Here is an 11,825-nt window from a genome sequence, read left to right on the forward strand (position 1 = left end):
GCAAACTGTCAGAATCCCCAGTCTGTCCGCCACTCATCTGATGCATGTCCATGAATCTTCTGACCCGTCTGGCCGCTGCGGTGGCCACCGTCGCCCTGGGGGCCTTGGCCCTGGTGGGCTGCGATGAGCAAAAAATCAAGGAGCTGGAGGAAGGCCTGTCCACCGAGGCCGATGTGCGCGCCAAGTTTGGCGAGCCCGAGCGGGTCTGGCCCGAGCAGGACGGCTCGCGCACCTTTGAGTACAACCGTCAGCCCGCCGGTGCGCGCAACTACATGATCACCATAGACGCCGATGGCAAGATGAGCGCGCTGCGCCAGGTGCTGGCCCCGCACAATTTCGCCAAGATCGTGCCAGGCATGGAGGAAAACGAGGTGCGCCGCATGTTGGGCAAGCCCGCCAAGATGATGACTTACCAGCTCAAGCAGGAAACCGAATGGGACTGGAACTACATCGATCCTCCCACGCGCGAGATGCAGTTCACCGTCACCTTCGGCTCCGACGGCCGGGTGTTGCGTACCTTGAACCGGGAGCGCCTGCCGGACGAAGCCCGCTGAGCCTGCGGTAAATGCTGCAATGCACAAAAATAATGGGCTTATAGGCGTGAGAGCAACATCGCCGAGAGGCTGATGTTCGTAAAATTCGGGTTAACACCAGTGCTACCCGCCCTGGTGTGCCCGGCCTCCATCCAGGTGTCGGGCATGCAACTTGCTGTCCTACCCCGACATGTCCACGCCGCTATCGAATTCCTCCAGCCCGCTGACTTCAGCGTCTGTTTCTCCTCAGCCCGCCTTGCGCCACGGCCGCTTTGAGGATGCGCAAGCCCTGTTCACGGGTTCGCTGTTTGTATCCATCACCATGCTGCTGTTCGCCCAGGCCGGCTTGCTGACCGGCAGCACGGCGGGTCTGGCCTTTCTGTTGCACTACGCCACGGGCTGGCCGTTCGGGGCCATCTTCTTTGCCATCAATCTGCCGTTTTACTGGTTCGCCTGGAAGCGCATGGGGGCGGAGTTCACCATTAAGACCTTTATCTCGGTGGCCATGCTGGCGCTGATGGCCGATGTGGGGCCGCGCTTCATCCACGTGGATTATCTGAACCCGCTGTTCGCCGCCGTGCTGGGCGGCCTGCTCATGGGCACGGGTTGCCTGTTTCTGGCGCGCCATCACTCCAGCCTGGGCGGTGCCACCATTGTTTCTCTGTATCTGCAAGAGCGTTACGGCATTCGCGCAGGCAAGGTGCAGATGATGATTGACTGCACGGTGGTGCTGCTGGCGCTGTGGATTGTGCCGTTCGAGCGCGTGGCCTATTCCATTCTCGGCGCGGTGGTGATGAGCCTGTTCTTGTGGATCAGCCACCGGCCCGGGCGCTATACCGGCAATTGAAGAGAAGAACTCTGTTTTTGATAGCTGCTGGTGCTTGATGAATAAGCGCTGCGAGCATATTTGATATGAAAAGCCCGCCCGGCAGATGCCGGAGCGGGCTTTTTTGAGCCTGTTCAGTTCGTTTCTAAGGCGGCTGCAGCGGGCTCTGTCAGTTCGGTCAGGTCGGCCAGCTCGCTCAGCGCGGCCAGCAACTGGGCCACGTCCTCTTGTGTGTGCGCGGCCGACAAGGCAATACGCAGCCGCGCGGTGCCCTTGGGGACGGTGGGCGGGCGAATGGCCGGTACCCACAGGCCGCGCTGGCGCAGGCCTTCCATCAAGGCCAGGGCCGCATCGTTGCTGCCTATGACCAGGGCCTGTATGGCGGTGTGCGATGGCAAAAGTCGCCAGCTGGTGCGTGCCAGCAGCGGCTCAAGACCGGCGCGCAGCTGGGCGATGCGTGCCTGCAGCCGCTCGCGCAAGACAGGTTCGTGTTCCATCAGCCGTACGCTGGCCTGCAGCGCGCGGGCCAGCAGGGCGGGTGCGGCGGTGGCAAAAATATAACTGCGGGTTTTTTGCAGCAGCCACTCGATCAGCAGATCGTGGCCGGCGACAAAAGCGCCGCTTGCACCGGCCGCCTTGCTGAGTGTGGCCATGTAGAGCACGCGCGGCGAAGCATTGGCACCTGTCAGCCCGGCGGCCGCCAGGCAGCCGCGCCCCTCGGGGCCGAGCACGCCAAAGCCGTGGGCGTCGTCCAGCAGCAGCAGGGCGTCGTAGCGCTCGCAAAGGGCCAGCAGGCCGGGAATATCGGCCACGTTGCCGTCCATGCTGAAGACAGCGTCGCTGACCACCAGCTTGCGTTGCGCGCTGCTGGCGGCCAGCAGGGCCTCGAGGGCGGCCAGATCGCCATGGGCAAAACGGTGAATCTGCGCACGCGAGAGGCGGCAGCCGTCGATCAGGCTGGCATGGTTGAGTGCATCGGAGAACAATGCATCGCCTTCGCCCACCAGCGCCGGAATGATGCTGGCATTGGTGGCAAAGCCGGCATAGAAGTACAACGCGCGGGGCAGTTGCACAAAGCGGGCCAGGTCTTGCTCCAGTTCCTCATTGGCCGTGCTGTGGCCGCTGACCATGGGCGAGCCGCCCGAGCCTACGCCAAAGTCCTGCGCACCGGTGCAGGCGGCAGCCACCAGCTCCGGGTGGGTGGCCAGGCCCAGATAGTCATTGCTGCAAAACTGCAGCATGGTCTGGCCGTCCACGCTGATGTGGGCGCCGTGCAGCGGTGCCACGGTGCGGCGTTTGCGGCGCAGCAGGCCCGCGTCGAGCGCTGCCAGCTGCTTGGGAATGTCCTGCAGCCAGAAATTAGGCGCGGTATCGGCCGCAGTCTCGGGGGCGGTGTGGGGCATGGTGGTGCTCATTGCCATTCCTTGGGCAGTGTGAATTGCGCATTGCGTGGATCGGGTTCTGCTTGCCAGGGCAGATCGGCCAGCAGCGGCGCGCCCAGCTTGCGGCGCAGCCAGTCCATGTTTTCTTCGGGCACTAGCATGTCAGGGTCGACGCGGCTGGCAATCCAGCCGGCCAGTGGCAGGCCGCTGGCACGGATGGCATTAGCCGTCAGCATGGCGTGGTTCAGGCAGCCCAGCTTGAGACCGACGACCAGCACCACCGGCAGTTGCAGGGCCACGGCCAGGTCGGCAATGCTCAGCGTCTCCGACAACGGTACCAGCCAGCCGCCCGCGCCCTCGACCACCACGGCATCGGCCTGGGCAGCCAGCTGGCGGTAAGCGTCCAGAATCGGCGCCAGCGTCACTTCAACGCCGGCCCGCTGGGCGGCGATATGGGGCGACATGGGGTCGGGCAGCAGCACCGGGTTGTCCAGCGCTGGCGGCACGGCCAGGGTGGAGGCGGCGCGCAGGGCCAGCGTGTCCTCATTGGCCCAGTGGCCCTGGCTGTCGGGCTCGGCCCCGGCGGCCACGGCCTTCATGCCGACCACGCGGCCATGGTGCTGGGCCAGGGCCTGCAGCAGGGCGCAAGAGGCCAGGGTCTTGCCCGCACCGGTGTCGGTTCCTGTGACAAAACAGCCGATCATGCAGTCACCTCTTGTGTCAGGGGCTCTGATTCTTGTAGCAACGTGGCTTCAAGTGCCTCCAGCGCCATGCGGCCCAGATGGGCGACGGCCTCGTCGTCCAGCACATAGGGCGGCATGCAGTACAGCGTGTGACCTATGGGACGCAGCAGCAGGCCGCGCTCCATGGCGGCGGCGTGGTAGCGGCGCGAAAAGTCGGGCAGGGAGCTGTCAATGTCCCAGGCCCAGATCATTCCCTGCTGGCGGGCGTGGCGCACGCGGGGGTGGGCGCTCAAGGGGGCAAAGGCGGTGCTGACGCGCTGCGCCAGCTGCCGGTTGGCGGTCAGGGCGTCCAGCTGCTCGAACAGCTCCAGCGTGGCCACGGCGGCGCGGCAGGCCAGAGGGTTGCCGGTGTAGGAGTGCGAGTGCAAAAAGCCGCGCGCCACATCGTCGTCATAGAAGGCGGCGTAGACGGTATCGGTGGTCAGCACGGCCGACAGCGGCAGCGTGCCGCCGGTCAACCCTTTGGACAGGCAGATGAAATCGGGTTGTATGCCGGCTTGCTGGTGGGCAAACAGGCTGCCGGTGCGGCCAAAGCCCACGGCAATTTCATCGACCACCAGATGCACCTCGTAGTGGTCGCACAGCAAGCGGGCCAGGCGCAGGTATTCGGCATCGTGCATGGCCATGCCGGCCGCGCACTGAACCAGCGGTTCCACGATCAGCGCGGCGGTCTGGTTGTGATGGGCTTGCAGCCATTGCTCCAGACCCTTGGCCGCGCGGCGTGCCACATCGGCTGCGGTTTCGCCGGGCAAGGCCTGGCGGGCGTCGGGGCTGGGCACGGTATCGGACAGGCGCACCAGCGGCGCATAGGCTTCGCGGAACAGCGCAATATCGGTAACGGCCAGCGCGCCCACGGTTTCGCCGTGGTAGCCGCCGGCCAGACCGACAAAACGGTTTTTGCCGCTGCGGCCCTGGTTGCGCCAGTAATGGGCGCTCATCTTCAGTGCGATTTCGGTGGCCGAAGCGCCGTCGCTGCCGTAGAAGGCATGGCCCAGGCCGGTGAGGGCGGACAGGCGCTCCGACAGCTCCACCACCGGGGCGTGGGTAAAGCCGGCCAGCATCACATGATCGAGTCGCTCCATCTGATCGGCCAGTGCCGCGCGGATATGAGGGTGGGAGTGGCCGAACAGATTGACCCACCAGGAGCTGATGCCGTCCAGATAGCGCCGGCCGTCCGTGCCGTAGAGCCAGGGGCCGCTGGCGCGCTCAATGGCAATGGGCGGCGCGCTTTCGTGGCGCTTCATCTGGGTGCAGGGGTGCCATACGGCGGCCAGGCTGCGGGCTTCTAGGGTCTGGGTCATACAGGGCTCCAAAGGCCGGCCCCGGGCATCAAGCGCAGGAGGACGGTCAGAACGGCACAAGACGGTTGAAATGCATCTATGCCTTTGCGTGGCAATCAGCGTGATCAGCTTGGAATGGCGCGCAATGCAATGGAAAAAACGCAGCAGCAGCTGTGGCCGCTGCGTGTCAGAGGGCGAAGCGGTGGCGATCACCGCTTTGCCTGGCGGGCTCAGGCGGCCGGGGCGTAGGCCTTGAGGCCCAGCTTGCGCATCAGCGTGGTGTCGGCTTCCACATCGGGGTTGCCGGTGACCAGCAGCTTGTCGCCGTAGAAAATGGAGTTGGCACCGGCCATGAAGCACAGGGTCTGCACGGCTTCGCCCAGTTGCTGGCGACCGGCCGACAGGCGCACGCGGGCCTTGGGCATGGTGATGCGGGCCACGGCAATCACGCGCACGAATTCCAGCGGGTCCACCGGGTCGCTGTCGGCCAGCGGCGTGCCGGGCACGGGCACCAGGCTGTTGATGGGCACGGACTCGGGATAGGGCTCCATATTGGCCAGCTGGGCAATCAAGCCGGCGCGGTGCACCACCTCTTCGCCCATGCCGATGATGCCGCCGCAGCACACGCTGATGCCTGCGCCGCGCACGGCCTGCAAGGTGTCCAGACGGTCCTGGTACTGGCGGGTGCTGACCACGTCCTTGTAGTACTCGGGAGCGGTGTCCAGGTTGTGGTTGTAGTAATCGAGGCCCGCTTCGCGCAGGGATTGCGCCTGATGCGGCTGCAACATGCCCAGCGTGGCGCAGGTCTGCATGCCCAGGCCTTTGACGGCACCGATCAGCTCGTTCATCTTCTCGATGTCGCGGTCCTTGGGCGCGCGCCAGGCAGCGCCCATGCAAAAGCGTGTGGCGCCAGCATCCTTGGCCGCCTGGGCGGCGCTGGTGACTTCTTCCACGCTCATCAGCTTTTCAGCCTTCACGCCGGTATCGAACTCGGCCGACTGCGGGCAGTAGCCGCAGTTTTCGGGGCAGCCGCCGGTTTTGACGGACAGCAGCGTGGCCAGCTCGATCTCGCCTGCAGGCCAGTGTTCGCGGTGAGCCGTCTGGGCGCGGTGCAGCAAGTCCATGAACGGCATGTCCAGCAGCTCCTGGATGGCATCAACCGACCAGCGGGCAGCCGGTGTGCTCTCGGCGCGGGTCACGGGCTGGTGCCAATGCATGGCCTGCGCTGCAGGCTGGGTGTTGCTGGATGTGGGTGCGCACTCTGTTTCGGCGTTGTTCATGGCAATGATTTCCCTGAGCGGTGTATGCATTGCATTGTCGGCACAAAAAAATTCTGCGAAAGCCCTCAGCCTGCAAATAAGGGGATGTCTTGGTGTTGCCTGGAGATGCTTTAACTTTGAGCGAAGTTGCGTGTAATTTGGCTATGACTTGCTGCAAGTTTGAGTAGATGGTCGTCTTCTTCGGCGACTCCGGGCTTTAGTTCGCGCTACTGCTTGGATTTGCGAGTGTTTAATATGCGTAATTGACCGAGGAAGAGCGATATTCGCGGTATGAAAGGCGATGAATTTGGATTTTGGCCAGCGGAGCTGCGGGTTTGTACTGTGCGCGGTGGTCAAAAATATTTTCTGAACCCCAGAAAACCGCAGATTAATTCCGAGCGTGAAGCTGGGATATGCCTTCTGGCCTTCGGCCAGCCATAAAAAACCCCGCATCCGGCCATGGCCGAAGCGGGGTGGGCAGGTGACAGGCGCGTGCCTTAGACCAAGGTGATGCTCTTTTGCGCGCTCACGGTCTGGCCGTTTTCATCTTTCCAGAGCATTTGCAGCTCGCCGCTTTCGCGTGCCTTGAAAGTGAATTCGATATAGGGGTTCTGGGAGATGGAGATGCCGGGCTCCCAGCTGAAGATCAGCCGCTTGCCCAGTCTGGCTTCAAAGTGGTTGACGATGTTGCGTGGGCGAACTTTGCCCGTGGCCGGGTCGGTGCGCAGACCGCTTTCCATCACATGTTCCATCTGGGCGCGAACCCGCAGCACCTCGTCCTTCTTGGGGCTGACGTTGCTGACCCAGACGCGGGGAGGTTTGGTGGTGCTCATATCGCTATCTCCGGTTTACATGCCGCAGCCGCTGGCGGCGACCGTCACGGCTTGTTTGGCCACCAGCACCTTGCCGCTTTTCATGCGGGCCATGGCGTGAATGGTCTGAGTCTGGCTCAGGCGTACGCGCACGGCGGCCTCTGCCGTGCCCGTGTCGGCCGTGAACCGCAGGCGGCAGGTCAGCGGCGAGGGGTTGAGTTCGGCCAGCACGATGATTTCCTCGCACCATTCCTCATCGGTGATGGGCAGGGTGACCTTGGCTTTGACCGGCACGGCGCTGGGGTTGTCGGCCAGCACGGCCACGTCCAGTTGCAGCCCTTCCGAGAGCGGCTTGGCACTGCCCAGAAATTGCTGCACCGTCTTTTTGAACTCCACAGGGTTGGGAGCCAGCGGGCCCACGATGGCGGTCTTGGTCGCGGTCTGTGCCAGGGCGGTGGCCGGCAGGGCCAGCACCGCGCCGGTGGCGGCAGCGCCGGCCATCAGATGGCGGCGGGTCAATGAATGGGGAAGGTGAGGGTTCAAGGCTTTGCTCATGGGTTTAGATGGCCAGGAAGTCGCTGAACTTGGATTGAATCCAGCCAAAGTCTTCCTTGACCAGATCCGAGGTGCGCACGTCCATGTCGATCTGGGTCTGTATGACCTTGCCTGTGGCATCGACTTCGTATTCGAACTTGACCGAGATTTCCTCCTGCGGGTCGCCGTTGACCATCATGTAGCAGAGGTTGTCCGGCAGCAGCGGCGTCACTTCCTTGCCGGAGACGCGCTGGGCAATGTTCTTGGCGACGATCTGGCCTATGTAGTTGGCCACGTGGCCGCTCTTGGGGTAGTGGCCGAACTGATCGGAGATGGTGCCCATCAAGTCGCCCACAAAGTACACGCGGTCGTCGCTGTTGGCGGTGAACAGGCGGGGATTCATATCGGCCCAGCCCGTGGGCTTGCCATCGGCGGTCTTGCCGATCAGGCCGGCATGCCAGACCATATCGGCGGCCTGGTGGGGCGGCATGAGGATGGCATCGTCGAATTTGAATTCGCCCGCCGCCGTCTTGATGCGCTTGTTGAAGGGGTCCACCTCCTGCACGCGTGCATTGGGCACGTGGGTGATGATGTCCGGATACAGCTCTTCAAACGCCTGCTTGTAGCCCACGCCAATCGGCGCAATCTTGGGCTTGGGGTCCAGAATCAGAATCTTGCCGGGAATCTTGCTTTTCTTGATGTGCCAGGCAATCAGGCAGGCGCGCTCATAAGGCGAAGGCGGGCAGCGGTGGGGCGGCGGCGGCAGCGTCATCACCAGCGTGCCGCCCTTGAAGTCCTTGACCTTTTGCTTGAGTGCAAACATCTCCTGATTCGGGATGTAGGCGTTGGGGAAATGCTTGCGCGTGTAGTCAATCGCGCGCTGGTCGTTGCCAAACCAGGCTTCGTAATCGTTGCGAATGCCGCCCGAGAGAATCAGGAAGTCGTACTCGATCAGGCCGTGGGCGGTGCGCACCAGCTTTTGCTCGCGCTCGAAACCCGTGACTTCGGTCTGCAGCAGCTGGTAGCCGTATTTGTTGGCCGGGCGCAGCATGTCGTGATTGACGAAATCGGTGCTCACGATGTCGATCAGCCATTTGTTGCTCATGGGGCCGGACCAGAACGTGGGGTTGCGCTCCAGCAGCACCACGTCGGAGTTGGGAATCAGCTCGCGCAGATAGCGGGCAGCCGTCATGCCGCCCCAGCCGCCACCGCAGATCACGATGCGCGGGCCTTTGCCCTGGCGCGGCAGAATGCGCGACTGCGGCGTGAGTATGGTGGGCGCCGCCTGTGCCGGCAGGCTGGCGGCGGCCGCAGCCCCCAGGGCCATGGCCGGAGGGGTGAGCAGAAAGCGGCGGCGCTGTGCGTTGGCGCTGGAAGTCTTGGTGTCTGACATGGAATCTCCTGGCGCGGCGCAGGCCGCGTCCGGTGCGTTCAATGAATAGGGCAAGCTGATCGCTGAACGCGCGGTCTGGGGCAGTTCCGGCAGGTTGCGGAAAGATCCCAAGTGGCCGTCACGCGGCACGAGCAGAGCGGTGGTGGCAACGATTCTAGAGGCCGTTACAAACAGTGTGCCTATTGCCCCAGTGCCATGCTGCGATGTAGGTTGTGACTGACAGAAACTGTGCTCAGGCGCGCGGGCTGAACTGGATGGCGGCCCAGCTACCCAGCAAGATGCCTGCCATGGCCGGCAGGCTGGCATAAGCCAGCGTGCTCAAACCGCTCAGACCCTGGCCTATGGAGCAGCCTGCAGCCAGAGCCCCGCCAAAGCCCATCAGCAGACCGCCCAGAGCACAGGCGGCCAGGCGCGACGGCTGCTCAAATCCTTCCCAGCGCGCGCTGCGCGTCAGCTGTGCGGCTGCGGCCGCACCGATGAGCACGCCCAGCGTCACAGCCGGGCCCAGGCTGAAATCACGGCCCACGGCCAGCTGCAGATACAGCAGGCTTTCCGCCAGCGGACCCACAAAGCTCAGCGAGCTGAGCTTGGCCGGATCGAAAGGATCAGGCTGCACATGGGCCGTGATCCACCAGCCCAGTGCCACCAGTCCACCGATTGCCAGTGCCGACAGCCATTGCACCGGGCTTTGCCGCAGGGCGGGGCGACGCAGTGCATAGACCAGCAAAACCAGGGCCGGCAGCAAGGCAGCCAGTGCAAACGCGGTGGCCGCAGCAACGCCCGAGGCTTGCAGTGATTGCTGCAGCGTGGCCTGAGGCAGGCTCAGCAACAGCCAAGTCTGAAGCCATTGGCGGACTGGCGCCAGAACGCCGGTCATGCTGGCTTGCGCGCCCAGCGCCAGAAAGACGATGGTCACCAGGCTGCGTAAATTGCCGCCTGCCAGCAGCACCAAGGCGCGGGCGCCGCAGCTATTGGCCAGCACCATGCCCATGCCGAACAAGGCGCCGCCTATCAGCACGCCAGGGATGGAGAGCTGGCTGCGCGCGACCTGGGCCTGGCCCAGATCCACCCAGCCCGCCAGTTGCAGCCCTTGCGAGGCCAGCAGAGCTACCGCCAGCGCCAGGGCAAAAGCCTGCAGAGCCGGTGCGCTGCCGCGCGGCTCGCCCCGGTCCAGCCCGGCAGCCTGGCGCAGGCCGCGCAACAGACAGAAACGCCCCAGGCGGGCTGCCACACCAAAGCCGCAACCCAGCAGCAATCCGGCCCAGAGCAGCGTCATGGCAAGTCCTTGGGCATCAACGGTCCCAGATGTCGGCGCTGATGGCCTGGTACCAGGCCGAGCCATAGTCGGCTTCTGCCTTGCGGAAGGCCGCATTGCCGTCGATGGGGCTGACGCCGCCGGAGTTGGCCACTTCGATCAGCTTGCCTTCCTGTGCCCTGTAGACGCCGGCCACGGAGATGCCGTAGTCATTGCCGATCAGGCTGTAGCAGGTGTTGGCATAGGCGGCCGTGGGCAGGGCCTGGCCCGTCAGTTCGGCAGCAATGGCTGCGGCTGCCACCTTGCCCTGGGTATTGGCCGCAAAGCCGGACTTGGGCATGGGGGCTGCAATGGTGGCATCGCCCAGCACATAGATGTTGGGCACCTGTCTGGATTCAAAGCTCTCGGCCTTGACGGGAACCCAGCCGCTGGCATCGGTGACGCCGGCGCGGTCGGCAATGAAACCGGCTTTCTGCGGCGGAATCACGTTCAGCACGTCGGCCTGGTGCCGGGTGCCGAACGTGGTTTCCACTTCCCGCTGTTTGGCATCCACGCGGCCCACCTTGCCGTCGTCCGACTGCTTGACCCACTCGATCATGTCGCCATACAGGGCCTTGTAGCCTTGAAGAAACAGGGCTTGTTTGGAGAACGCATCCTTGTCGTCCAGCAGCAGGATCTTGCTCTTGGGTTTGTGCTGCTTGAAATAGTGGGCCACCATGGCGGCGCGCTCGTAGGGGCCGGGCGGGCAGCGGAAGGGGTTGGCGGGAATCACCATTACAAACTTGCCGCCATCGGGCATGGCCTCCAGTTGCTTCTTGAGCAACTGGGTCTGCGCGCCGGCCTTCCAGGCATGGGGAGCCAGCTGGGCTGCGGCCTCGTCATAGCCTTCCAGCGCATTCCAGCGCATATCAATACCGGGCGACAGCACCAGCTTGTCGTAGCTCAGCGTCTGACCGTTGGAGAGCTTGACCTTGCGCGCTGCGCCGTCCACGGCCTCGGCGCTGGCTTGCACCACGTTCACGCCAGCTTTGCGCAGGCCGTCGTAGCTGTGGCCTATGCTGTCCCAGCTGCGCAAACCGGCCAGATAGAGGTTGGAGAAGGGGCAGGTATAAAAGCGCTCGGCAGGCTCGACCAGGGTCACCTTGATCTGCGGCGCAAACTGGCGCAGATAGCGTGCGGCCGTGGCGCCGCCAAAGCCGCCGCCCACCACCACCACATGGGCCGAGGCGGCCTGGGCGCGCACGATGGAGGGCAGGGTCAGAGCCGCTGCACCGGCGGCGGCGCCGCCCAGAATGTGTCGACGATTGATCTGCATCATTGAGCTTCCTTGCTGAACCACTGGGCCAGCGCCTTGATTTGTTCGTCGTCGTAGCCCTTGGCCAGACGTGTCATCACGGTTGCGTCCTTGGCCGTGCCGGCCTTGAAGGCCTGCAGGCGTTGCAGCAGATGGGCTTCGCCCACGCCGCGCAGGCTGGGAATGCCGCCGGTGGAGCGGCCGTCCGGTCCGTGGCAGTTGGCGCAGCTGGCGGCCAGCACGGCAACATCTTGGGCGCGCAGCGCAGCCGGAGCGGCAGCGACGCTGGTTGTCGCAACACAGGCCGTGATGGCAGCGCCCAAGCAGAGCGCGCGGCTTGCCGGGGCAAGAAGGTGGTTCAAGGGGTTCAAGAGCATGGAGCCTCCCGTTAAATCCACGGCTTAACGCGCAACGCGCTGCCGTGCTCATCCATCGCAGGGTGATGAAAAGCTATATCGCTTGCGCTGGCGGTCCTTGTTATGTGTGCTTTGATGGACCGCGACCCGACACAAGC

The 11,825-nt window shown here is 64.1% G+C and carries 12 protein-coding genes; 2 read left to right on the forward strand and 10 right to left on the reverse strand.

All coding sequences use genetic code 11. The features are described from left to right. Positions 1-50 precede the first annotated feature (50 nt). Together ACNAZA_RS14330 and ACNAZA_RS14335 are read left to right on the forward strand one after the other, a co-directional pair. Positions 51-554 carry an outer membrane protein assembly factor BamE gene (locus tag ACNAZA_RS14330; RefSeq protein WP_415797228.1) on the forward strand — a complete coding sequence of 168 codons (504 nt, stop codon included), beginning with the start codon at positions 51-53 and terminating at the stop codon, positions 552-554. 169 nt (positions 555-723) lie between these two features. After that, a complete protein-coding gene (locus ACNAZA_RS14335; protein ID WP_415797306.1) occupies positions 724-1,380 on the forward strand; it encodes a YitT family protein in 657 nt (218 codons plus the stop codon). Between the two features lie 113 nt (positions 1,381-1,493). Here ACNAZA_RS14335 and bioF read toward each other — a convergent pair whose 3' ends face one another. The 10 genes from bioF to ACNAZA_RS14385 all read right to left on the reverse strand — a co-directional run bounded on the left by bioF (position 1,494) and on the right by ACNAZA_RS14385 (position 11,688). Then, complete coding sequence (bioF, locus tag ACNAZA_RS14340; RefSeq protein ID WP_415797229.1) at positions 1,494-2,774, reverse strand: 8-amino-7-oxononanoate synthase; 1,281 nt, start codon at positions 2,772-2,774, stop codon at positions 1,494-1,496. Continuing rightward, positions 2,771-3,445, reverse strand: a complete 675-nt coding sequence (gene bioD / locus ACNAZA_RS14345; protein ID WP_415797230.1) for a dethiobiotin synthase — start codon at positions 3,443-3,445, stop codon at positions 2,771-2,773. Before bioD ends, bioF begins: the two co-directional genes overlap by 4 nt. Continuing rightward, complete coding sequence (gene bioA / locus ACNAZA_RS14350; protein WP_415797231.1) at positions 3,442-4,785, reverse strand: adenosylmethionine--8-amino-7-oxononanoate transaminase; 1,344 nt, start codon at positions 4,783-4,785, stop codon at positions 3,442-3,444. The genes bioD and bioA overlap by 4 nt, the downstream gene beginning before the upstream one ends. A gap of 209 nt (positions 4,786-4,994) precedes the next feature. Beyond that, on the reverse strand, positions 4,995-5,981 hold the full coding sequence (gene bioB / locus ACNAZA_RS14355; RefSeq protein ID WP_415797307.1) for a biotin synthase BioB: 987 nt from the start codon (positions 5,979-5,981) through the stop codon (positions 4,995-4,997). Between the two features lie 539 nt (positions 5,982-6,520). Continuing rightward, positions 6,521-6,856 (reverse strand): thiosulfate oxidation carrier complex protein SoxZ, encoded by a 336-nt coding sequence (soxZ, locus tag ACNAZA_RS14360; RefSeq protein ID WP_415797232.1) that lies wholly within the window; start codon positions 6,854-6,856, stop codon positions 6,521-6,523. A 15-nt stretch (positions 6,857-6,871) separates the two neighbouring features. Next, positions 6,872-7,390 (reverse strand): thiosulfate oxidation carrier protein SoxY, encoded by a 519-nt coding sequence (locus ACNAZA_RS14365; protein WP_415797233.1) that lies wholly within the window; start codon positions 7,388-7,390, stop codon positions 6,872-6,874. A gap of 4 nt (positions 7,391-7,394) precedes the next feature. After that, complete coding sequence (locus ACNAZA_RS14370; protein ID WP_415797234.1) at positions 7,395-8,762, reverse strand: FAD-dependent oxidoreductase; 1,368 nt, start codon at positions 8,760-8,762, stop codon at positions 7,395-7,397. Between the two features lie 232 nt (positions 8,763-8,994). Beyond that, a complete protein-coding gene (locus ACNAZA_RS14375) occupies positions 8,995-10,038 on the reverse strand; it encodes a YeeE/YedE family protein (protein ID WP_415797235.1) in 1,044 nt (347 codons plus the stop codon). 16 nt (positions 10,039-10,054) lie between these two features. Next, positions 10,055-11,332: an FCSD flavin-binding domain-containing protein gene (locus tag ACNAZA_RS14380; RefSeq protein WP_415797308.1), complete on the reverse strand. Its 1,278-nt coding sequence runs from the start codon at positions 11,330-11,332 to the stop codon at positions 10,055-10,057. Then, a complete protein-coding gene (locus ACNAZA_RS14385) occupies positions 11,332-11,688 on the reverse strand; it encodes a c-type cytochrome (RefSeq protein WP_415797236.1) in 357 nt (118 codons plus the stop codon). Before ACNAZA_RS14385 ends, ACNAZA_RS14380 begins: the two co-directional genes overlap by 1 nt. Positions 11,689-11,825: the final 137 nt, after the last annotated feature.

It is taken from the genome of Comamonas aquatilis (genome assembly GCF_965139575.1).
Lineage (GTDB): Bacteria > Pseudomonadota > Gammaproteobacteria > Burkholderiales > Burkholderiaceae_C > Comamonas > Comamonas aquatilis.

Coding starts and splice junctions, on each gene's coding strand:
- bioA (WP_415797231.1), bottom strand. CDS start 4,785: ATGACCCAGACCCTAGAAGCCCGCAGCCTGGCCGCCGTATGGCACCCC.
- ACNAZA_RS14330 (WP_415797228.1), top strand. CDS start 51: ATGAATCTTCTGACCCGTCTGGCCGCTGCGGTGGCCACCGTCGCCCTG.
- ACNAZA_RS14375 (WP_415797235.1), bottom strand. CDS start 10,038: ATGACGCTGCTCTGGGCCGGATTGCTGCTGGGTTGCGGCTTTGGTGTG.
- ACNAZA_RS14335 (WP_415797306.1), top strand. CDS start 724: ATGTCCACGCCGCTATCGAATTCCTCCAGCCCGCTGACTTCAGCGTCT.
- ACNAZA_RS14385 (WP_415797236.1), bottom strand. CDS start 11,688: ATGCTCTTGAACCCCTTGAACCACCTTCTTGCCCCGGCAAGCCGCGCG.
- ACNAZA_RS14370 (WP_415797234.1), bottom strand. CDS start 8,762: ATGTCAGACACCAAGACTTCCAGCGCCAACGCACAGCGCCGCCGCTTT.
- bioF (WP_415797229.1), bottom strand. CDS start 2,774: ATGAGCACCACCATGCCCCACACCGCCCCCGAGACTGCGGCCGATACC.
- soxZ (WP_415797232.1), bottom strand. CDS start 6,856: ATGAGCACCACCAAACCTCCCCGCGTCTGGGTCAGCAACGTCAGCCCC.
- ACNAZA_RS14365 (WP_415797233.1), bottom strand. CDS start 7,390: ATGAGCAAAGCCTTGAACCCTCACCTTCCCCATTCATTGACCCGCCGC.
- bioB (WP_415797307.1), bottom strand. CDS start 5,981: ATGCATTGGCACCAGCCCGTGACCCGCGCCGAGAGCACACCGGCTGCC.
- ACNAZA_RS14380 (WP_415797308.1), bottom strand. CDS start 11,332: ATGCAGATCAATCGTCGACACATTCTGGGCGGCGCCGCCGCCGGTGCA.
- bioD (WP_415797230.1), bottom strand. CDS start 3,445: ATGATCGGCTGTTTTGTCACAGGAACCGACACCGGTGCGGGCAAGACC.